The sequence below is a fragment of the Pseudomonas sp. 22072 genome, assembly GCF_052046095.1.
Lineage (GTDB): Bacteria > Pseudomonadota > Gammaproteobacteria > Pseudomonadales > Pseudomonadaceae > Aquipseudomonas > Aquipseudomonas paracarnis.
Window position 1 is genome coordinate 248360 of the sequence record NZ_JBQEQE010000003.1, and the last position, 20891, is coordinate 269250.

The 20891-nt window shown below is 60.5% G+C and carries 24 protein-coding genes; 11 read left to right on the plus strand and 13 right to left on the minus strand.

Annotation, left to right across the window (positions count from 1 at the left end; genetic code table 11):
• Positions 1 to 325: 325 nt before the first annotated feature.
• Entirely contained in the window at positions 326 to 1684 is a 1359-nt protein-coding gene (locus ACTJLA_RS04790) for a DUF1329 domain-containing protein (protein ID WP_054921552.1), read from the minus strand.
• Between the two features lie 27 nt (positions 1685 to 1711).
• Complete coding sequence (locus ACTJLA_RS04795; RefSeq protein WP_014719872.1) at positions 1712 to 3502, minus strand: DUF1302 domain-containing protein; 1791 nt, start codon at positions 3500 to 3502, stop codon at positions 1712 to 1714.
• Between the two features lie 79 nt (positions 3503 to 3581).
• On the opposite strand from ACTJLA_RS04795, the gene ACTJLA_RS04800 reads away from it, so the two are divergent.
• Positions 3582 to 3806 carry a hypothetical protein gene (locus tag ACTJLA_RS04800; protein WP_138763960.1) on the plus strand — a complete coding sequence of 75 codons (225 nt, stop codon included), beginning with the start codon at positions 3582 to 3584 and terminating at the stop codon, positions 3804 to 3806.
• Positions 3807 to 3982: 176 nt separating this feature from the next.
• Here the strand turns inward: ACTJLA_RS04800 and ACTJLA_RS04805 are convergent, their stop codons facing one another.
• From ACTJLA_RS04805 to ACTJLA_RS04820, 4 genes are all read right to left on the minus strand, one after another.
• Positions 3983 to 4894, minus strand: coding sequence for an SDR family oxidoreductase (locus ACTJLA_RS04805; protein ID WP_034128734.1), 912 nt, complete (start codon positions 4892 to 4894; stop codon positions 3983 to 3985).
• 118 nt (positions 4895 to 5012) lie between these two features.
• Positions 5013 to 5915 (minus strand): alpha/beta fold hydrolase, encoded by a 903-nt coding sequence (locus tag ACTJLA_RS04810; RefSeq protein ID WP_314545412.1) that lies wholly within the window; start codon positions 5913 to 5915, stop codon positions 5013 to 5015.
• Positions 5915 to 6697, minus strand: a complete 783-nt coding sequence (locus ACTJLA_RS04815) for a class II aldolase/adducin family protein (RefSeq protein ID WP_054896970.1) — start codon at positions 6695 to 6697, stop codon at positions 5915 to 5917. The genes ACTJLA_RS04810 and ACTJLA_RS04815 overlap by 1 nt, the downstream gene beginning before the upstream one ends.
• 175 nt (positions 6698 to 6872) lie before the next feature.
• Entirely contained in the window at positions 6873 to 7328 is a 456-nt protein-coding gene (locus ACTJLA_RS04820; protein ID WP_014719876.1) for a flavodoxin, read from the minus strand.
• A 129-nt stretch (positions 7329 to 7457) separates the two neighbouring features.
• On the opposite strand from ACTJLA_RS04820, the gene ACTJLA_RS04825 reads away from it, so the two are divergent.
• Positions 7458 to 7925, plus strand: a complete 468-nt coding sequence (locus tag ACTJLA_RS04825) for a PAS domain-containing protein (RefSeq protein WP_054896971.1) — start codon at positions 7458 to 7460, stop codon at positions 7923 to 7925.
• Between the two features lie 58 nt (positions 7926 to 7983).
• On the plus strand, positions 7984 to 8589 hold the full coding sequence (locus ACTJLA_RS04830; protein WP_034128738.1) for a hypothetical protein: 606 nt from the start codon (positions 7984 to 7986) through the stop codon (positions 8587 to 8589).
• Here the strand turns inward: ACTJLA_RS04830 and ACTJLA_RS04835 are convergent.
• Positions 8580 to 9542 carry a MerR family transcriptional regulator gene (locus ACTJLA_RS04835; RefSeq protein WP_440840728.1) on the minus strand — a complete coding sequence of 321 codons (963 nt, stop codon included), beginning with the start codon at positions 9540 to 9542 and terminating at the stop codon, positions 8580 to 8582. The two genes, ACTJLA_RS04830 and ACTJLA_RS04835, sit on opposite strands and share 10 nt — an antisense overlap.
• 213 nt (positions 9543 to 9755) lie before the next feature.
• Here ACTJLA_RS04835 and ACTJLA_RS04840 point away from each other — a divergent pair, with 213 nt between their 5' ends.
• The 6 genes from ACTJLA_RS04840 to ACTJLA_RS04865 are packed head-to-tail and all read left to right on the plus strand — an operon-like array spanning position 9756 to position 12679.
• Positions 9756 to 10313 carry a hypothetical protein gene (locus ACTJLA_RS04840; protein WP_054896973.1) on the plus strand — a complete coding sequence of 186 codons (558 nt, stop codon included), beginning with the start codon at positions 9756 to 9758 and terminating at the stop codon, positions 10311 to 10313.
• A 57-nt stretch (positions 10314 to 10370) separates the two neighbouring features.
• Positions 10371 to 11081 (plus strand): dihydromonapterin reductase, encoded by a 711-nt coding sequence (gene folM, locus ACTJLA_RS04845; protein ID WP_054921547.1) that lies wholly within the window; start codon positions 10371 to 10373, stop codon positions 11079 to 11081.
• Positions 11082 to 11101: 20 nt separating this feature from the next.
• Complete coding sequence (folE, locus tag ACTJLA_RS04850; protein ID WP_003194072.1) at positions 11102 to 11662, plus strand: GTP cyclohydrolase I FolE; 561 nt, start codon at positions 11102 to 11104, stop codon at positions 11660 to 11662.
• A 2-nt stretch (positions 11663 to 11664) separates the two neighbouring features.
• Positions 11665 to 12036: a dihydroneopterin triphosphate 2'-epimerase gene (folX, locus tag ACTJLA_RS04855; protein ID WP_003194073.1), complete on the plus strand. Its 372-nt coding sequence runs from the start codon at positions 11665 to 11667 to the stop codon at positions 12034 to 12036.
• Positions 12037 to 12051: 15 nt separating this feature from the next.
• On the plus strand, positions 12052 to 12348 hold the full coding sequence (locus ACTJLA_RS04860; RefSeq protein ID WP_032879544.1) for a DUF1244 domain-containing protein: 297 nt from the start codon (positions 12052 to 12054) through the stop codon (positions 12346 to 12348).
• Positions 12341 to 12679, plus strand: coding sequence for a HopJ type III effector protein (locus ACTJLA_RS04865; RefSeq protein ID WP_054896975.1), 339 nt, complete (start codon positions 12341 to 12343; stop codon positions 12677 to 12679). Before ACTJLA_RS04860 ends, ACTJLA_RS04865 begins: the two co-directional genes overlap by 8 nt.
• 121 nt (positions 12680 to 12800) lie before the next feature.
• On the opposite strand, the gene trxB is transcribed toward ACTJLA_RS04865, so the two are convergent.
• The gene (gene trxB / locus ACTJLA_RS04870) at positions 12801 to 13763 is read right to left on the minus strand and encodes a thioredoxin-disulfide reductase (protein ID WP_010206474.1); all 963 of its coding nucleotides are present in this window, start codon (positions 13761 to 13763) and stop codon (positions 12801 to 12803) included.
• A gap of 294 nt (positions 13764 to 14057) precedes the next feature.
• Between trxB and cysZ the strand changes: the two genes are divergently transcribed.
• Positions 14058 to 14822: a sulfate transporter CysZ gene (gene cysZ / locus ACTJLA_RS04875; protein WP_236453827.1), complete on the plus strand. Its 765-nt coding sequence runs from the start codon at positions 14058 to 14060 to the stop codon at positions 14820 to 14822.
• A 54-nt stretch (positions 14823 to 14876) separates the two neighbouring features.
• On the plus strand, positions 14877 to 16079 hold the full coding sequence (locus ACTJLA_RS04880) for a glycosyltransferase family 4 protein (RefSeq protein ID WP_034128746.1): 1203 nt from the start codon (positions 14877 to 14879) through the stop codon (positions 16077 to 16079).
• On the opposite strand, the gene ACTJLA_RS04885 is transcribed toward ACTJLA_RS04880, so the two are convergent.
• The 5 genes from ACTJLA_RS04885 to cgtA form a co-directional block, all read right to left on the minus strand.
• The gene (locus ACTJLA_RS04885; RefSeq protein WP_127881031.1) at positions 16048 to 17151 is read right to left on the minus strand and encodes an NADH:flavin oxidoreductase; all 1104 of its coding nucleotides are present in this window, start codon (positions 17149 to 17151) and stop codon (positions 16048 to 16050) included. The genes ACTJLA_RS04880 and ACTJLA_RS04885 overlap by 32 nt on opposite strands.
• 186 nt (positions 17152 to 17337) lie before the next feature.
• The gene (locus ACTJLA_RS04890) at positions 17338 to 17820 is read right to left on the minus strand and encodes a glutathione peroxidase (RefSeq protein WP_054896977.1); all 483 of its coding nucleotides are present in this window, start codon (positions 17818 to 17820) and stop codon (positions 17338 to 17340) included.
• Between the two features lie 102 nt (positions 17821 to 17922).
• Positions 17923 to 18387 (minus strand): CreA family protein, encoded by a 465-nt coding sequence (locus ACTJLA_RS04895; protein WP_003194082.1) that lies wholly within the window; start codon positions 18385 to 18387, stop codon positions 17923 to 17925.
• A gap of 16 nt (positions 18388 to 18403) precedes the next feature.
• Complete coding sequence (gene proB / locus ACTJLA_RS04900; RefSeq protein ID WP_019817476.1) at positions 18404 to 19522, minus strand: glutamate 5-kinase; 1119 nt, start codon at positions 19520 to 19522, stop codon at positions 18404 to 18406.
• 109 nt (positions 19523 to 19631) lie between these two features.
• Positions 19632 to 20855 (minus strand): Obg family GTPase CgtA, encoded by a 1224-nt coding sequence (gene cgtA / locus ACTJLA_RS04905; protein ID WP_003194084.1) that lies wholly within the window; start codon positions 20853 to 20855, stop codon positions 19632 to 19634.
• Between the last annotated feature and the right edge of the window lie 36 nt (positions 20856 to 20891).

Sequence of the window (20891 nt, forward strand, 5' to 3'; positions counted from 1 at the left end):
CACTTTTGGAAAAGAGCCCGGAATGCCGGCCCAGCCAAAAGTAACCAAAAGGGCTCTTGCCCCACCACTCGGCACCTCGCTTTGGCTCGGTGTGCCCGTAATCCGCCAGCGTGGTTTAACGGGGCGCCTAAGATCAAGATCAAAAACAGATCAAGATCAAGGGCGACTCGCTTCGCATCGTAGTTACCGTCTGCCGCTACAGCCTACAAAGTTGTGTAGATATCTATGCTGCGATGGCGGTGCAACAGCAATCGATGAGCGGCCTGGCCCACCGCTATCGCAGGCAAGCCAGCTCCCACATTTTCAACCTCATTTCAGTGTGGAATCAGCGAACGCCCTCCGATCTCAGTGCAGCCGGGGTGTAGTCCGCCGCCTTGGCCGCGAAGCCGAACACGAAGCTGCTCTTCTCCTCGTTCTTCATGCCCAGCGCGATGTAGCGCCCTGCAATCAGGTCGTACAGGGTTTCCACGGTGTAGGCCGGCACCTGGTGGTCGTAATAGAACTGCGCATGGCCTTCGGCAACGCGCCACAGTTGGCCGCGGCCGTCGTAGTGGTCCACCAGGGCGACTTGCCAGCTGTCTTCGTCGATGAACATATGGCGTTTGGCATAGATGTGCCGCTCGCTGGGCTTGACGGTGCCGACCACTTCCCACACGCGGTGCAACTCGTAACGGGTCAGGTCCTGGTTGATATGGCCGGCCTTGATGATGTCGTCGTACTTGAGGCCCGGCGAATCAAGCTTGTAGCTGTTGTAAGGGATGTACATCTCCTTCTTGCCCACCAGTTTCCAGTCATAACGGTCGGGTGCGCCGGAGAACATGTCGAAGTTGTCGGTAGTGCGCAGGCCGTCGGAGGCGGTACCCGGGCCGTCGTAAGACACCTGCGGTGCACGCCGCACACGGCGCTGGCCGGCGTTGTAGATCCAGGCCAGGCGCGGTTCCTTCACCTGGTCGAGGGTTTCATGCACCAGCAGCACGTTGCCCGCCAGCCGCGCCGGCGCGGTGACCGACTGCTTGAAATAGCTGAGCACGTTGGCGGCCTTGGCCGGGTCGATATCCGGGATAGCTTGCGGCACCGCTACTTCTTCTTCGAAACGGATCGGCGTGTAGCTGCCATTGGTCTGGGGCGTGGCCTGGGTGATGATGCGCCGCAGGTTGCCGCCGTGGTAACGGGTGATGTGATTCCACAGCACCTCGACGCCATTCTTGGGGATAGGGAACGCGTAGTAACGGTTGCCGGTGAAGTTCTCCAGGCCGTTGCCATCGTTGATCGCCTTCACATTCAGGGCGCTTCGCTTGATCGACTCGTAAATGTCCGCCGGCAAGTTGACCGTGCGGTGGCTGGGGTACACCGGGATCTTGTAGGTCTCGGGGTAGCGCTTGAACATCGCCACCTGGCCGTCGGAGAGTTTGTCCTTGTACTTGTCCACCGTGGCGGCGGTGATCACGAACAGCGGTTTTTCGTTAGCGAAGGGGTCGGAGAGGAAGCCCTTGCTGTCCACCGTGCCGGCGTTTTTGGGGATGCCACCGGTCCAGGCGGGGATCGAGCCATCGGCATTGCCGGCTTTTTCGGCGCCGACCGGGGTCAGGGAAGTGCCGAGCTTGGCTGCTTCTTCGGGCGATACCGCCGCCATTACGTTGGCGGCCAATACGCTCAGGGCCAACACTGCAATCATCTTACGCATAGGGTCTTGTCCTTCTTTTAAGCCAGATCAGAAGTTCACGCCGAAGCTGAGGGCGAGGAAGTCGCGGTCGGTCAGGGTGTTGTAGTCACCGCCAAAAAAGTCGGTGTAGCTGAGGCTTGCGGTGTAGGTGCTGCGATAGTCCGCATCCACGCCGACGCTGATGGCCTTGGCGCCTTTGTTGAACAGGCCGTTGGGGCCGTAGCCCGCGACGTCATGGGACCAGGACAGGTTGGGCTTGAGGTTCACACCGGCAATCGCGTTGTTGTAGTCAAGGATCGCCCGCGCCCGGTAGCCCCAGGAGGTGGAGGTGACGAAACCGTCGGTGTCACCTTGAAAACCGTAGGCGCCGTACACCGAGTCTCGGCCATAGCGCAGTTTGGTTTTGTCTTCCAGGCCGGCGACGTGCACCACCGCCGCTTCGCCCACCAGGGTCAGGCGCTCGGCGCCCAGTACCTGGTCGAAGAACTGGGTCATGGTGCTCTGAATCTGGGTGATTTCCTTGCGGCGATAGCCTTTGTTGTCATCGCCGAAATTGCTGCGGATGGGTGAGGCGAGTTGGCCCGCAATGGGGTTGACCAGGGCCAGGGTCAGGTCGGTGGTGTTGAGCTGTACCGGCGCATTGGGCCGATAGCTGATTTCGCCGGTCCACGCCGTGCCCGTGGGCAAGGTGGTGGAGAAACTGGCGCCGAACAGGCGGATGTCTTCCGGGTAATCCAGGTAGTACTGGCCGCGGCCGAGCATGGTGCTTTGCGCCAAACCGCCCCCGGAACCGGGCGCCAGGGCGTTGGCGGTGTTGATGATGCGCCCGATGGTGGCCAGGTTGGTATTGGCGGTCAGGGTGCCGACGGTCGGTGTGCGACTGTGGTAGTTCATGAAGTACAGGCCGTATTCAGTGTCATCACCCAGCCAGCGCAGGGCTGCGCCGAATTGGCCGGAGTCGCGCGCATCGCGGTCACCGGCACGCCGCACAATCACACCTTCATTGGTCACGCCAAACCCTTGGCCAAAGGCAGCCGCCACCGGTTGCAGCGGTCGGATCGCCGGGCTGCCCACGGTGTAGTTATTGGTGCAGCCATCCGCCGCCACGTCCCCGCCGAAGAAGGTGCCGCAGTTGTCGAGCACCGTCTGGTCCCATTCCAGTTGATAGAAACCTTCCACGGTCAGTTGATTGGTCAGGCTCTGGGAGGCAAACAGCATGTTCACCGGGATCAAGCCTTCCTTGATCTCGGCACCGGGCCTGCGGAACGCCGACACGTCGATCGGGTTGATGCTGTTGATGGAGTTACCGATGAAGGTACTTTCGCCCCAACTGACCACCTGCTTGCCGGCGCGCACGGTGCCGGGCAGGTCGCCCAGGGAGTAGTTGTGGTAGACGAAGGCATCGAGGATCTGCGCACCGCTGGACTTGGCGCCTTCCTTGCGGTTGTGGTCGCTGATGGGCTTGAACTCGCGGTCTTCGTCCTTGAGCTCGAAGTCGTACCAATACTTGCCACGCACGAATACCCCGGTGTCGCCGTACTTCAACTCAAGGTCGTGCAGCCCCTTGAAGATCTTGGAGAAGGTCTCGCCCTTCTTGAAGTTGAGGCGCCCGTCATCTCCGGTGGACGCCTGGCCCGTCCCGCCATTGACCGTGCCGACCAGGCTTTTGTCGGCATCGCGCATGCCCCAGCTGGCGCCGACCGACAGCGAGGAGTCGAATTGCCCTTCGATCTCGCCGATGTTGAACGAAACAGCCTGCGCCTGGGCACAGCAGCCCAGCGCAACCGCAGTGGCCAGCGCCTGTGGCGTGAAGATGGCGCGCATTATTGTTTTTGTCATGCGTCTTCCCCGGTGAGTGACAGAAGGCTCCACCCTACTGCCGCCCTTGAGGGGCGATAAGCGCACCAAGGAGGTATTCGTGTTGTCGCTCGAAAGGATGACGGGGTTCTCTGGCCGGGCGCTGGACCGGGCCATGCATGCGATGGATGAAGGCTTATCAGAGGCATCGATGGTGCCGGGCAATTATTGTCGATTTGGTAACAGTCCTTGTCCCGAACTGCTATTACTCATTCTGTTACAACCGATTATTCTTACCTGGCTTTCAGGGCAAACGGCCCGCTCCCGCATTGGGGAGAAAAGCTGATTTATAACGGATTGATCCTGTAATCAGTCTGTTCCCGGTGTTCACTGACGTTGATTTGTCGCTCCTTGATCCAACGTCTTACTTCGGCCGCTGCCTATGCAGCGGCCTTTTTTATGCCTGCAATAAAACGGGGCGTCATCGACGCCCCGTGGGATTCATTGATTTACCGGCAATGATCAGAGGCTGAACTTCTGCAAGTTGGCCATCATTTCCTTCAGCGCCTCAATATTGTCCTTGGGGTGCGCAGCCCCTTCGAAATCGCAGATCTGCTGCCAGTGCGCGGCCACATCCTCCGGCGAAAAACCGGCCTCGGGATCAAAACCCACACCCAGGCTGCGCTCCCAACGGGTCTTGCCGATCCAGCCGCCACCCACTTCAAACAAGCCTGCGGTTTCCTCACAGGCGTCACTGCCCAGGTACACCACCAGTGGGCTGACCAGTTCCGGCTTGAGGCGCTCGAACACCTGCGGCGGGATCAGCCCTTCGGTCATGCGTGTGCCACCGGTGGGGGCAATCGCGTTGACCAGGATGTTGTTCTTACGCCCTTCCAGCGCCAGGGTACGCGTCAAGCCATACAGGCCCAACTTGGCCATGCCGTAGTTGGACTGGCCGAAGTTGCCGTAGATACCGGACGTCGACGCCGTGAAGATCACCCGGCCATAACCCTGCTCGCGCAAATGCGGCCAGGCGGCGCGGGTGACTTTGTAGGCGCCTTCGACGTGCACCCGGTAAACCAGGTCCCAGTCGCTGTCATCCATTTTATGGAAGGTCTTGTCGCGCAGGATGCCGGCGTTGTTGACCACCACGTCGACCCGGCCGAAGACATCCAGTGCGTTCTGTACGATCTTGTCGCCGTCGGTGACGGAGTCATGGTTGGCTTCCGCAATGCCGCCCGCCGCGCGGATCTGCGCCACCACCCGGTCGGCCGCCGAGGCGTTGGCGCCCTCGCCTTGGGTTGACCCCCCCAGGTCGTTGACCAGCACTTTGGCCCCGTGCCTGGCGAACAGCAGCGCATGGGCCTGGCCCAAGCCACCACCGGCGCCGGTGACGATCACCACCTTATCCTGGAACTGCACTGACTCACTCATACCGAACTCCGCTGGCGACAATGGGAATAGGCAGAGTGTCACGCAAGCAGCCTTTGGTCACAATAAAGACGGCCAGGGCTGAATGGTGCTTGATAAGGCAGCGGGATGATGCGCAGGCTCAGGAATAGGCCGCGCGCGGTGAAGGCTGGCTGATGCGCTCACGAAACGCCTGGTAATGCTTGAGCACCTGGACCGGCGCCTCGATCTGCGGGTAATGGCCGATATTGGCCAGTCTTATCGTGTCGGGCTGGGGCACCAGTTGGCGATAGCGCTCGACCATATGAGCCCCGGAAATCGGGTCCACCTCGCCGTCGATCACCCGTAAAGGTACTTCGCCTCGCTGCATGGCCGTGAGCCAGCGCTCGCGCAGACGACGGCGCTGGGGGATGTAGGCGATCAGTTTGTGCAGGATACGCGGGCCGTCGTTGCAACTGATCAAACTCCAGAAATCATCCAGCACGCTTTCACTGGGCCGCGTCTGGGGGCCGAAGATCTGGTTGAAACTGCTGGCCAAGGCATTGCGCCCACAGGCCCGACCGATCATCCAGCCCAACGGGCTGAGCAGCAGCTTTTGCACCAGCGCCGGCCGATGGGTTTCCGGAAACAGCCCGCCGTTGAGAAATACACAACTCGCCACCTGGAACCGCCCCTCGTAATGCCGGGCCAATAATTCCTGGGCGACACTGTCGCCGTAGTCATGAGCCAACACATGCACCGGCTGCTCTACGCGCAGGTGCTCAAGCAACGCCTGTTGCAGATCGGCCTGTTCCAACAGGCAATAGTCGTGGTCCAAAGGTTTGGCCGAGTCGCCAAAGCCGAGCATGTCGCAGGCAATCACCAGGTTGCGCTGGGCCAGGGGTTGCCACAGGTAGTGCCAGTCCCAACTGGCCGTGGGGAAACCATGAATCAGCAGCAACGGCTCGCCCTGCCCGGCCACCCAATACCGCACGGTGTGGCCACGAAAGACGAAGTCCTGGCCGCGCTTGCGCCAGGCTCTGAGCGGTATCTCGGCGAGTGGCATCAGCTTTTATACCCGGGGTCCTGATTATCCAGTTTGCGCAGCAGCGCCGGCCAGGCCAGCGCACCGCCCATACCTTGGGCGCTTTTTGTGACAGCTGCCACCATCGCCTTGGCACCAGCGAGAATCTGCGGCTCGATGGCTATCAACTCGGTGCCGCCGCTTTGGGCCAGTACCTGGATCTCGCAGGCGCGCTGGAAGGTGAACATCATCAGGAAGGTGTCGGCGATGGTGCCGGCGCAGGTCAGCAGGCCGTGGTTGTGCAGCATCAGGAAATTGTTCGGGCCCAGATCCGCTTGCAACCGGGCCTTTTCCTCATGATTGAGCGCCACGCCTTCATAGGCGTGATAGCCCAGGCTGGAGAGCACAAACAGCGATTGCTGGCTGATGGGCAATACACCCTGCTTTTGCGCACACACCGCCACGCCGGCAGCGGTGTGGGTGTGCAGCACGCAGGTCACGTCGTGGCGCACTTCGTGGATGGCGCTGTGGATGGTGTAGCCCGCAGGGTTGATCTCGTAGGGGCTGTCCATTTGCTTATTGCCGGCCTGGTCAACCTTGACCAGGCTCGACGCGGTGATCTCATGGAACATCAGCCCATAGGGGTTGATCAGGAAATCTTCAGTGCCCGGCACCTTGGCCGAAATATGCGTGAAGATCAGGTCATCCCAGCCGTGCATGGCCACCAGGCGATAGCAGGCCGCGAGGTCCACGCGGGTTTGCCATTCGGCGGCGCTGACCTGGGCTTTGACGTTTTGTGGCGATGGTGCAGGGGCTAGGCTCATGGCAATGACCTCCTTGGCGCACTTCTTATGGTGTCTAAAGTGAGAGCCAGTCTAGTCAGACGCCGAGGCGCAAGGAGTTTCCTTGGCAGCCAGCTTGATGACTGAGCGAGTCAGTCAAGAGAATAGTACAAATACGTGTCAAACAAGCGCCGTCAATAACGGCGCTCCCTGGGGTTCAACCGCGCAGCGCGGTGATCAAATCGGCCAGCCAAGGCTCGGCGTCAGCTTCCGGGGTGACGCTTTCGCTGGCGTCCAGGCGCAGCATCGGCTGCACTTCGCGGATGCCCAGTTCGGCGAACAATTCGCGCATTTGTTCACCGCCGCCACAGAAGGTATCGCCATAGCTGGCGTCGCCCAGGCCGATGACCGCTCCCGGCAGGCCGCGCCAGGCGGCGGGCAGTTGGTCGCGGATGGTTGAGTACAGAGGCTGCAGATTGTCGGGCAGCTCGCCCATGCCGGTGGTCGAGGTCACTGCCAGGAATGCATCGGGAGCAAAGGCCTGCACGTCTGCCAGCGTGGCACGCGCGTTGTGCCAGGCGTTGAAACCTGCGTCCTTGAGGATTTCTTCCGCGTGGCGAGCGACTTCTTCAGCCGTACCGTAGACCGAGCCGGAGAGGATGGCGACTTTCATCAATCTGATCCTGTAGTTGAGTGAAAGCGTGGGATATTAGCAGCCCGTGCCAATATTTCAGTGCGCACCGTGCAACATTCCAGACTTGCCATAAACTGGCAAGGTCAAAACCAGGCCATGGACCGCTCTATGATTAACGCCAAACTGCTGCAAATGGTCGTCAATGCGTCCAACGACGGAATCGTTGTTGCCGAGCGCGAAGGCCGGGAGAAACCACTGATCTACGTCAACCCGGCCTTCGAAAGGATGACTGGCTACACGCTGGACGAGATCCTCTATCAGGACTGCCGCTTCCTGCAGGCGGGCGACCGCGACCAACCGGCCTTGATCGCCATTCGTGATGCACTCGACAGCGGCGGCACCTGCCGAGAGATCCTGCGTAACTACCGTAAGGACGGCACGCCTTTCTGGAACGAGCTATCGCTTTCGACCGTGTACAACGAGGTCGACAAGCAAACCTATTTCGTCGGTGTGCAGAAAGACGTCACCACTCAAGTCAAGGCACAACAGCGTGTCGCCCAACTGGAAGCTCAGTTGGCCGAGCTCAAGAGCGAGCTCGCCGCACTCAAGGCGACGAGTGGATTTAACAAACTGTAAAAAATGCGGTCTTTAGAGCGATAATGGCTTTTTAATGCCTCAGCCTTGAGCCAGATCAATGCAACGCGACACGCTATTGACGCAGGACGAGCTGGATTTTATCCAGGACATGACACACAACCCGCAGCTCAACCTGCGGGATGCATGGTCGAGCCTGACGGTTAATGGCGGCGCACAGATTCGCGATCTGCTCACGCGGCTAGCGGCTCACGACCAGGTCACCATCCAGGCGCAGTTCGACAACCAGCAACTCACCTTCCCGTTGCACTTGGTGGAAGATGAGTTTCATGCTGTGCATTTACGCTTGGGCGTACCGAGCATTTTTGAAGATGGGCCGATGATCCGCCCGTGGCGCCTGGCGCTTGAAACGCCGGTGGCGCTGGAAAACATCAAGGGCTACTCCAGCGCGCTGTGGGTGCACGAAGTGTCATTCAAAGGGGTGCTGGTAGAGGTGCGTGGCCGGGTCAAACCGCCAAAGACGTTTTCCCTGTGGTTCAGCCCTTCCGGCTACGAACGCATCGCCCTGCGCGGTACGCTGGAGCGGGTAACCGCCCGCGGCCTGTTCGCCTACCGCCTGAGCCAAAGCGATGCTGATGAGATCGAACGGTTACGCCAGTTCATCCTGCACCAGCATCGCCTGGTCCATCCTCACGTTCATGCCTGAGACTCCAGATGGCCGCTGAGCAGTTGCTGCAAGCGGCGCGGCATCAAGCGCCCGTCATTGCCCAGGCAACCAATCGATGCCCCCTCCAGGCTGAGTTCTGCCAGCTCTGACGCCTCTCCAGCCAGCAACAACGGGCAATCGAGGGTGAAGGCCAGGCGATTGAGCCGTGACGCCAACTCTGCGCCAGGGGCATGGTTGGAAAACAGCACCAGGGCTTGCGGCCGAGTGCGCTCGCAGATCAGCGTCAACTCATCCAGTGGCTGGCCAACGCCCAGGACCTTGACCGCCAGTTTCTCGCTCGACATCAACAAGCCCGCCACCAGCAACTCCAGCTCACGGCACTCTCCGGCAATGGCTGAGAGCAACACCCTGGGCAATGGCGAGGCACAGGCCATTTGCAGGCACCGTGCGACGCGCGAGCGCAGGAAACTGTCGAAGAACAGCCACTCGCTGGCTTGGCCAAAGCGGCCTTGGTGACGTAACAATTGCTGCCACAGCGGTACCAAAATGTCCTGGAACACCACGGTCGTCGAATAGACGCTGAAGATCTGGCCGTACAACCGGTCGAGCTCACGATCATCAAAGGCACTGATGGCCTGCCGCAGTTGCGCCTGCCATTGGCGCCACTCCAGCTCGGTATCGCTGCGTGACGCTGTAGCCGGCTCGTTGGGCTGTGGGTCGCGCGCCAAAAGCTTGCCGACTTTGCTCACCGCTACGCCACGCTCGATCCAGTCGAGGATGCGGTGCACGGTTTCGATATCGGTGCTTGAGTAAAGCCTGTGCCCACTTTCGGTGCGTACAGGCTGGATCAAACCGTAGCGACGCTCCCAGGCACGTAGCGTTACCGGGTTCACGCCTGTGAGTCTTGCCACTTCACGAATCGGAAACAGGCCCTCGCAGTCAGTGTGGCTGTCGGGTGTCGTTTCGCGAAGAGGCGCAGTGATTTCAGGCATCAGCAGTCAAAAAACTTGTATGAATTTGGATCCTATTTAACGCCGATTGAACTGCATGATTCAAGATCTACGGCGATCCATCCGAAGTTTCTGGCGTATTTGGGCAAAACCGGAATAATCCTTGCCTGTTCTTTTGCGTCGCTGCACCACCCCGCAGCTTCGTTCGTGCGCCGCCTACCCGGCTCGGCGCACTTGCTGATTTGGAGATATACGATGTCTACCTCACCCGTCACCCTGATGGTTGCGCGCCGCGTGGCCAAAGGTCGCTACGAAGAACTGATGGCCTGGCTGCGCGAAGGCGAGCAATTGGCGACTGACTTCCCCGGTTACCTGGGCTCCGGCGTGCTGGCGCCACCACCCCATGATGATGAATTCCAGATCATCTTCCGCTTCGCCGATGAAAAAACCCTGCACGCATGGGAGTTCTCCGCTTCGCGCAGCGCGTGGCTGAGCCGTGGCAGCGAGCTATTTGCCAACCCGTCGGAACACCGTGTCAGCGGTATCGATGGCTGGTTCGGCGCAGCGGGTGCCCGCCCGCCACGCTGGAAACAGGCGGTGGCCATCTGGTTGGCTTTTTTCCCGGTATCGTTGCTGTTCAACTTCGGCCTGGGGCCGCTGCTCAGCGAGTTGGACCTGTTCAGCCGCGTACTGGTGAGCACCGCAGCCCTGACCCCGTTGATGGTTTATTTCTTTATACCGCTGTCGACCCATCTGCTGGCGAACTGGCTGCACCCTTCGCCCCCTCGCAAAGTCACTGAAGCCGCCGCTTGAGTACAGGGAGGCCGGCGCGCTGGTATAGTTTGAGCCTGCCAGCGACTTGAGCCTCCCATGAATGCAACCAACGCTCCGATCCTGATCACCGGTGCCGGCCAGCGTGTCGGCCTGCATTGTGCCGAGCGCCTGTTGGATGAAGGCCAAGCGGTGATGTTCAGCTACCGCAGCGAACGCCCCGGCGTGCAGGCGCTGCGTGAGCGCGGTGCCATCGGCGTGTTTGCCGATTTCTCCAGCGAAGCCGGAGTGCTGGCTTTCATTGCCGCAGTCAAAACCCATACTCAAAGCCTGCGAGCAATCATCCACAACGCTTCAGCCTGGGTCGCCGAAACCCCGGGCGACGAAAGCCGTGCCTTTATCGACATGTTCAGCGTGCACATGCTTGCGCCGTACCTGATCAACCTGCATTGTTCACCTTTGCTGCAACGCTCGACACCCGCCGATATCGTGCATATCAGCGATGACGTGGTGCGCAAGGGCAGCCAGCAGCACATCGCCTATTGCGCCACCAAGGCCGGGCTCGACAGCCTCACGTTATCGTTTGCCGCACAGTTCGCGCCGCTGATCAAGGTCAACGGTATCGCACCGGCGATGGTGATGTTCAACGAAGGCGATGACGCGGCCTATCGCGCCAAGGTCCTGGCCAAGTCGGCCCTGGGCATCGAACCCGGGCCCGAGGTGATCTACCAGAGCGTGCGTTACCTGCTGGACAATCCCTATGTCACCGGTACCACCCTGACCGTCAACGGTGGGCGGCATATCAAGTAAGCCGTTTACGAGGATGTTGTATGACCTTATCCCTGCCCCACCACTACCGCGAGATCCTCAAGGGCCTGGGCGAAGACCCGCAGCGCGAGGGCCTGCTCGATACGCCCAAGCGTGCCGCCAAGGCCATGCAGTACCTGTGTCATGGCTATGAGCAGAATCTGGAGGAAATCGTCAACGGCGCGCTGTTCGCATCCGACAATGACGAGATGGTGATCCTCAAGGACATCGAGTTGTACTCGCTGTGCGAGCATCACCTGCTGCCCTTCATCGGCAAGGCCCATGTGGCCTATATTCCGACCGGCAAGGTGCTGGGCCTGTCAAAACTGGCGCGCATTGTCGACATGTTCGCCCGGCGCCTGCAGATCCAGGAGAACCTCACGCGGCAAATCGCCGACGCCATCCAGGACGTGACCCAGGCCGCCGGCGTGGCGGTGGTGATCGAAGCCAAGCACATGTGCATGATGATGCGCGGCGTGGAGAAACAGAATTCAACCATGAACACCTCGGTGATGCTCGGCGCCTTTCGCGAGTCGAACACCACCCGCATGGAGTTCCTGCAACTGATTGGACGGAGCAAGTAGCAATGCCACAACTTCAACCAGGCATGGCGCGTATCCGGGTCAAGGACCTGTGCCTGCGCACCTTTATCGGCATCAACGAGGACGAAATCCTCAACAAGCAGGATGTGCTGATCAACCTGACCATCCTGTATGCCGCCCAGGAAGCCGTGCGTGACAACGACATCGACCACGCCCTGAACTACCGCACCATCACCAAGGCCATCATCGCTCACGTCGAAGGCAATCGCTTTGCCCTGCTGGAGCGCCTGACCCAGGAATTGCTGGACCTGGTGATGAGCAACGAATCGGTGCTGTACGCCGAAGTCGAAGTGGACAAGCCCCACGCGCTGCGCTTTGCCGAGTCGGTTTCGATCACTCTGGCCGCCAGCCGCTGATACTAAGTGAGCCCTATGAACGACCAACAACGCCTCGAACTCGAAGCCGCCGCCTTTCGCCGATTGGTGGCCCACCTGGACAGCCGCAAGGATGTGCAGAATATCGACCTGATGAACCTCGCCGGCTTCTGCCGCAACTGCCTGTCCAAGTGGTACAAGGCCGAGGCCGACGAACGCCAGATCGAGGTCAGCCTCGATGACGCCCGTGAAGTGGTGTACGGCATGCCGTACGCCGAGTGGAAAGCCCAATACCAGCAAGAAGCCAACGCAGACCAACAGGCCGCGTTCGCCAAAGGAAAGCCTCATGACTGATTTGAACACCCTGCGCGCCAGCCTCAACAGCGGCGAACACGCCTTTGCCGATACCTTGGCGTTCGTCGCGGCGGGTTACGACTACCAGCCGCAAGCCTTCATCAACGGCGGTGTGGAAAATGCCGCTGGGCAGAATGAAGGGTCGTGCAAGACCCTGGGTTTGGCGCTGCTGGAAGGGTTGAGTGATAAGGAAGCACTGCTGGCGTTTGGTGAGCATTACCGGTCGGTGGTGGCGACGCCTGAGGGCAGTGACCATGGCAATATCCGAGCGTTGATTGCCCATGGACTGGCCGCAGTGAAGTTTGCTGAACAGCCTCTGACTCGCCGCTGATTTAATAACCAACCCCGCTCAATGTGGGAGCCGGGCTTGCCCGCGATGGCGGTGGTGACTATCACACCGCTATCGCAGGCATAAAAAAACCGGCTTTCGCCGGTTTTTTGAGTCAACGGGTTTAGAACGAAGCGTCCTTCAAACCGTCGAGGTAACGCTCGGCATCCAGGGCCGCCATGCAACCGGCGCCGGCCGAGGTGATGGCCTGGCGGTAAACGTGGTCTGCCACGTCGCCGGCAGCGAAGATACCTTCGATGTTGGTCGCAGTTGCATTGCCTTCACGGCCGCCCTGCACCACCAGGTACCCGTCCTTGGCTTCCAGTACGCCTTCGAACAGTGAGGTGTTCGGAGTGTGGCCGATAGCGATGAACACGCCGTCGACTTTCAGCTCGTCGAAACTGCCGTCGTTGTTTTTCAGACGGGCACCGGTCACACCCATGTTGTCGCCCAGGACTTCATCCAGGGTGGCGTTGAGCTTGAGGATGATCTTGCCTTCAGCGACACGGGCGTGCAGCTTGTCGATCAGGATCTTCTCGGCGCGGAAGGTCTCGCGGCGGTGTACCAGGGTCACGGTGCTGGCGATGTTGGCCAGGTAAAGCGCCTCTTCCACGGCCGTGTTGCCACCGCCGACCACGGCAACCGGCTTGTTGCGGTAGAAAAAACCATCGCAAGTGGCGCAGGCCGAAACGCCCTTGCCCATGAACGCTTCTTCCGACGGCAGGCCCAGGTAGCGCGCGCTGGCGCCAGTGGCAATGATCAGTGCATCGCAGGTGTACACACCGCTGTCACCGGTCAGGCTGTAAGGCTTTTTCGAGAAGTCGACCTGGTTGATATGGTCGAAGACGATCTCGGTTTCAAAGCGCTCGGCATGCTCTTTCATGCGTTCCATGAGCACCGGGCCAGTCAAGCCATGGACATCGCCCGGCCAGTTGTCGACTTCAGTAGTGGTGGTCAACTGACCGCCCGCCTGCATGCCGGTGATCAGCAGCGGCTTGAGATTGGCTCGGGCAGCGTAGACGGCAGCGCTGTAACCGGCAGGGCCGGAACCGAGAATAATCACTCGGGAATGACGGGTATCAGACATGACTCACTCCTACCGACCGCCCGGACCACAGGGCGGCGGGAATAAAAAAGGACCGCGAAGCACTTGGGGAAGGCTTTGACTCGCCAGGTCCTGAAAAATAATGGGTGCAGCGTATCGAGGGGGGCAAGATTAAGGAAATACGCAATAACAATCCAGCTCATAGGTGTTCTCTATGCGTGCAATCAAGCTAATCGACACCTTTGTAACCCTGGATGTCGCCTACCTGCCCGCGCTTTCACATCAGGTGCAAAGCCGGTAAGGTCGGCGCGTTCGCCATTTTGCTCGGAGTACCCCATGCCCGCCCCTGCTCTTTCCGGCCCGCAATACCTGCGTGAAGGCCTCAAACTGGTGTTGAGCCCAGGCCTGCGCCTGTTTGTGCTGTTGCCGTTGGCGATCAACCTGGTGCTGTTCGTCGGATTGATCTATTTCGCCGGCCATCAGTTCAGCCTGTGGGTCGACAGCTTGATGCCGACGCTGCCCCACTGGCTAGGCTTTTTGAATTACCTGTTGTGGCCGCTGTTTGTCGTGCTGGTGGTGCTGATGGTGTTTTTCACCTTCACCATGCTCGCCAATATTATCGCCGCGCCGTTCAACGGGTTTCTCGCCGAGAAGGTCGAGGTCGTGGTACGTGGCACCGACGACTTCCCGCCGTTCAGTTGGGGTGAGCTGGCTGCCATGGTCCCGCGCACCCTGGCGCGGGAGATGCGCAAGCTGGGTTACTTCCTGCCGCGCGCCATCGGCCTGTTCATCCTGTCGTTCATCCCGGTGGTCAACCTGATCGCAGCGCCGTTGTGGCTGCTGTTTGGCGTGTGGATGATGGCGATCCAGTACATCGACTACCCGGCCGACAACCACAAGCTGGGCTGGAACGAAATGCTCGCGTGGCTGCGCCAGAAACGCTGGCAGAGCATGAGTTTTGGCGGCATTGTCTACCTGGTACTGCTGGTGCCGGTGGTCAACCTGTTGATGATGCCAGCGGCGGTGGCCGGGGCGACGTTGTTCTGGGTGCGGGAGCAAGGCGCCGAGGCGATGACGCAGCCGGCGGTGGCCAAGTCATAAATCCATCATCGCCCTGACACAATGACGACATGGCCCACGCAGACACTGTGGGTCATGACGACAGCCTCGCTTCACATCACCCTCATTACCGAAACCTTCCCGCCGGAAATCAACGGGGTGGCCAATACCCTTGGCCGCCTGTGCGAGGGTTTGCGTTCACGCGGCCATCAGGTCGAGCTGGTACGCCCACGCCAGAGTGCCGACCAAAACCGCTCCAGCGACGATGAACTGCTGCTGTGCCGCGGCTGGCCGCTGCCGGGCTATCCAGGCTTGCAATGGGGCCAATCGTCAATGCGCAAGTTGCTGCGCCGCTGGACGCGGCAACGCCCGGATGTGCTGTATATCGCCACGGAAGGGCCGCTGGGGCTCTCGGCGCTGCGCGCTGCGCGGCGCCTGGGGATCGGCGTAGTCAGCGGCTTTCATACCAACTTTCAGCAGTATTCGAACCAGTATGGCTTGAGCCTGTTGAGCCGCGTGGTCACCCATTACCTGCGCTGGTTTCATAACCGCTCGAGCCTGACCCTGGTACCGAGCGCCAGCCAGCGCCTGGAGCTGGAGCGCCGGCATTTTGAGCGTCTGGATATGTTATCCCGGGGTGTCGACAGCCAATTGTTCCACCCGGCCAAACGCGATAACGCCATGCGTGAAAATTGGGGGTTGGAGAACCACGATATTGCCGTGCTGCATGTGGGACGCCTGGCCCAAGAGAAGAACCTGAGGCTGCTCAAGCGCTGCTTTGATGCCTTGCAGGCTGCCTATCCAATGCGGCGGATGAAGCTGATTGTGGTCGGTGATGGCCCCCAGCGCTCGTCGATGGAACACGATTTGCCCGATGCAGTGTTCTGCGGAACGCAGCGCGGCGAAGAGCTGGCAAGGCATTACGCCTCAGGGGATTTGTTCCTGTTCCCCAGCCTGACCGAAACCTTCGGCAATGTGGTGCTTGAAGCGATGGCGTCTGGCCTGGGCGTGGTGGCTTACGACCAGGCCGCCGCGAGCCAGCATCTGCGCCATGGCTATAGCGGCGCACTGTCGATGCCTGGGGATGAAGACGCATTTTGCGACGCGGCCATCTGGCTGCTGGAGGAGCGCGAAACGTTGCGCAGAGTGCGCTTGAACGCCCGACAACATGCCAGCCGTCAGGGCTGGCCGGCGATTATCGAGCAGTTCGAGCGCCAGTTGCGCGGGGTATGCGAGGACGGCCAACCGGTGCCCGCCCTCTTACCGCTCACACCAGAGTCATCAACGCCTCACGACTGAAGGGCAAGATGTCACTCTCGCGCCCTTCGCGCACCTTCACCGCCCAATCCGGGTCCACCAGCAAGGCACGGCCCACTGCCACGAGGTCGAACTCATCGTTGTTCAGGCGCTCCAGCAGTTTCTCCAGGCTGGCAGGCTGGGCAACTTTGTCGGTGTTGACCATGAACTGCAGGAACTCGCCATCCAGGCCCACGCTGCCTACCGTGATGGTTGGCTTACCGGTTAGCTGACGCGTCCAACCGGCGAGGTTAAGGTCGGAGCCTTCAAATTCCGGCTCCCAGAAACGACGTGTGGAGCAGTGGAAAATATCCACGCCAGCGTCAGACAGTGGCTTGAGAAACTCACCCAACGCCTCAGGGGTTTGCACCAGGCGCGCGGTGTAGTCCTGCTGCTTCCACTGGGAGAAACGCAAGATGATCGGAAAGTCCGGGCCGACAGCGGCGCGGGTGGCCTGGATCAGCTCAATGGCGAAGCGCGAACGGTTGGCCAGGCTGCCACCGTATTCGTCGGTGCGCTGGTTGCTGCCTTCCCAGAAGAACTGGTCCACGAGGTAGCCGTGGGCACCGTGGATTTCCACGCCGTCCATGCCGATGGCCTGGGCATCCTTGGCGGCCTGGGCGAAGGCGTTGATCACGTCGTTGATGTCCTGTTTGGTCATGCCGTGCACAACGACATTGCCGTCCTTGAGCTTTTCCATCGGGCCATAAGCCGGCACGCTGGCATCAGGCTCAGTGCCCATACGGCGCACACTGCCCACATGCCACAGCTGCGGGACAATCTTGCCGCCTTCGGCGTGGACTGCATCGACCACTTTCTTCCAGCCAGCCAAGGCGGCTTCACCGTAGAAATGCGGCACGTTGGGGTAGCCATTGGAGGCTGGGTGCCCGACCACGGTGCCTTCAGTGATGATCAAGCCCACACCGGCAGCGGCACGGCGGCGGTAGTACTCAATGACTTTGGAATTGGGTACGCCGCCAGGGGAGAACGAGCGAGTCATGGGCGCCATGACCACGCGGGTCGACAGTTGCAATGCACCGAGCTGGAAGGGTTTGAACAAGGCTTGGACGGGCATGGAACGCTCCACGGGAGAGTGAATTTATGATGCGGATAATATGGAGAGCCTGCAGCGCTGAGTAGCACTATTGATCTAAATGATTAAGGGGTAAAAGCGGGACGCGGAGCGCCCAGGGTGGCATTCCCACGCAGAGCGTGGGAACGATCAACGCAAAGCGTAGGAACGATCAGGCCTTCACTGACGTCAGCTCAAGGCTTTTTCGATGGCCTGGATGATGGAGGGGTCTTCCGGGGGCGTGCGTGGTGAGAAGCGCGCAAGTACACGGCCATCCTTACCCAACAGGAATTTCTCGAAGTTCCAGGTGATATCCCCGGGGAATTCAGCGCCCTCGCCCGCCAGCAAACGGTACAACTGGTGCCGATCAGGCCCGTTGACCTCGATCTTGCTGCCCAGTGGAAAGGTCACGCCGTAGTTCAGGCTGCAGAACTGCTGAATCTGCTCCTCGGTGCCCGGCTCCTGGCCTGCAAACTGGTTGCATGGCAAGCCGAGCACTGTGAACCCTTGGTCCTTGTACTGCTGATAGAGGTTTTCCAACGCCGCGTATTGCGGGGTCAAACCACATTTGGACGCAACATTGACCACCAGCACAACTTGGCCCTTGAAAGGCGCCAGCGGTAGCGCTTGTCCGTCCAGGGCTTTGAGTTTCAGATCGTGGAAAGCACTCATGACGAACTCCAGATATCCCATGTTCTTTGCATTGCAGCCCTTCGGAGCTTACAACCGGCAAAGCTGCAATCATAGACGCCGGTGACAAAACTCGCCTGCAGGTTACTGAGCGGTCGGCCAGGGCAGAATCGGAATTGCCGTCACCGCATTCTGCGGGCTGCCTTCGATCAAACGGTCGCTATAGACCAGATACACCAGGGTGTTGCGCTTCTTGTCGAGGAAACGCACCACCTGCATGGTCTTGAATACCAGCGAGGTGCGCTCCTTGAACACTTCGTCGCCGTCCTTGAGCTCACCCTTGAAGTGGATCGGGCCCACCTGGCGGCAAGCGATCGAGGCTTCGGCACGGTCTTCAGCCAGGCCCAGGCCGCCCTTTACCCCGCCGGTCTTGGCACGCGACAAGTAGCAGGTCACGCCATCGACCTTGGGGTCGTCAAACGCTTCAACCACAATCCGGTCGTTGGGGCCGACGAACTTGAACACCGTCGACACCTGGCCGACTTCTTCGGCCGAAGCCAGCAGCGGCATGGCCAACAGCAGGCCGAGCAATCCCTTCATCACGCGCATCGTGTATTTCCTATGGTTAAACCAGGATCAGGTTGTCGCGGTGAACCAGTTCCGGTTCCGCCATATAGCCCAAGAGTCCGACAATGGCGTCGGAAGATTGTCCAATAATCTTCTGTGCTTCCAGGGCGCTGTAATTGGCCAGGCCGCGCGCAATCTCGCGACCGTCTGGCGCAACGCACACCACCATCTCGCCACGGCGGAAGCTGCCCTGCACCAACTTCACACCCACCGGCAGCAAGCTCTTGTTGCCTTGGGACAAGGCCGATACGGCCCCCGCATCCAGCACCAGCGTGCCACGGGTTTGCAGGTGCCCGGCCAACCATTGCTTGCGCGCCGCCAGCATGCCGCGTTCCGGCGACAGCAGCGTACCGATGCGCTCACCGGCCTTGAGGCGATCAAGCACGCGCTCCAGGCGCCCGCCGACGATGATGGTGTGGGCACCGGAACGCGCGGCCAGGCGAGCGGCGCGCAGTTTGGTCTGCATGCCGCCACGGCCCAGGGCACCACCGACACTGCCGGCGACCGCATCCAGCGCCGGGTCGTCGGCGCGGGCTTCATAGATAAGCTGGGCATCGGGGTTGTTGCGCGGGTCGGCGTCGAACATGCCATCGCGGTCGGTGAGGATCACCAACAGGTCAGCCTCTACCAGGTTGGCTACCAGGGCGGCCAGGGTGTCGTTGTCACCGAAGCGGATTTCGTCGGTGACCACAGTGTCGTTCTCGTTGATGACCGGGATGACCTTGAGCTCCACCAGCGCGCGCAAGGTGCTGCGGGCGTTGAGGTAACGCTTGCGGTCGGACAGGTCGTCGTGGGTCAGCAACACCTGCGCCGTGTGGCGGCCGTGCTCGGCAAAGCTGGACTCCCAGGCTTGCACCAGGCCCATCTGGCCGATGGCGGCAGCGGCTTGCAGTTCATGCATCGCGCTGGGTCGCGCGGTCCAGCCGAGGCGGCTCATCCCGGCGGCAACCGCTCCGGACGACACCAGCACCAACTCAACGCCTGCTTCATGCAAGGCCACCATCTGCTCGACCCAGACGCTCATGGCTGCGCGATCCAGACCTTTGCCATCCGCCGTCAACAGCGCACTGCCGATTTTCACGACCCAGCGCTGCGCACCTGTCACTTTGCTCCGCATCATCTTCAACCTTAGAGTGAGGGCCGCGCGACCCAGCGCTGCCCATAACGTTATACCCGGATACCAAAACGCCGCTCCAGAGAGCGGCGTTCAAGTTTATCGCAACGGATCAGTCACGCACGTAAATGATTTCCGGACCGTCCTCATCATCCACGTCTTCTTCGTCCCAATCATCGTCGCCGATGTCGTGGACGGACTTCACGCCGCTGCGGCGCAGGGCGCGCTGGTCGTCCAGGGCCTGCAACTGGGCACGGGCTTCGTCTTCGATCTGCTGGTCGAGTTCGGCGAGTTCGGCCTTGTACACCGGGTCGGCCGCCAGGCGGTCGGCACGGTCTTCCAGGTAACGCATGATGTCGCGGGTCAGGCGCTCGGTGCCTTCTTTGGCGATGGCCGAGATGACGTAGACAGGACCTTCCCACTCCAGGCGATCAACGATCTCCTTGACGCGCTCTTCGTGCTCTTCTTCCAGAATCTGGTCGCACTTGTTCAGTACCAACCAGCGATCGCGCTCGGCCAAGGCCGGGCTGAACTTGGTCAGCTCGCTGACGATGACTTCGGCGGCATCGGCAGCACTGGTGTCATCCAGCGGTGCCATGTCGACGAGGTGCAGCAGCAAACGGGTGCGGGACAAGTGCTTGAGGAAGCGGATGCCCAGGCCAGCACCGTCGGAAGCGCCTTCGATCAAGCCGGGAATGTCGGCAACCACGAAGCTCTTCCAGCGGTCGACGCTGACCACACCCAGGTTTGGCACCAGGGTGGTGAACGGGTAGTCGGCGACTTTCGGCTTGGCAGCCGACACCGAGCGAATGAAGGTACTTTTACCCGCGTTCGGCAGGCCCAACAGGCCCACGTCGGCAAGTACTTTCATTTCCAGCTTCAGGTCGCGCTGCTCGCCCGGCTTGCCCGGCGTGGTCTGGCGCGGTGCACGGTTGGTACTGGACTTGAATCGGGTGTTACCCAGACCGTGCCAACCGCCCTGCACAACCATCAGCTTCTGGCCGGCCTTGGTCAGGTCGCCAATCACTTCCTGGGTCGCAGAGTCGATGATCGTGGTGCCGACCGGTACGCGCAGTACCAGATCTTCACCTTTTTTACCGGTGCAGTCGGTGCTGCCGCCGTTGGAGCCACGCTCGGCATCGAAGTGCCGGGTGTAACGGTAGTCGACCAGGGTGTTGAGGTTTTCGTCGGCCATCATGTAGATGGAACCGCCGTCACCGCCGTCACCGCCGTTTGGACCACCGTTTTCGATGAATTTTTCGCGACGGAAACTCATGCAACCGTTACCGCCGTCGCCTGCTTTTACTCGGATGGAAACTTCATCAACGAACTTCATAACAAAACGCCTCTCGCCGCATGGACGAGCTTAAGA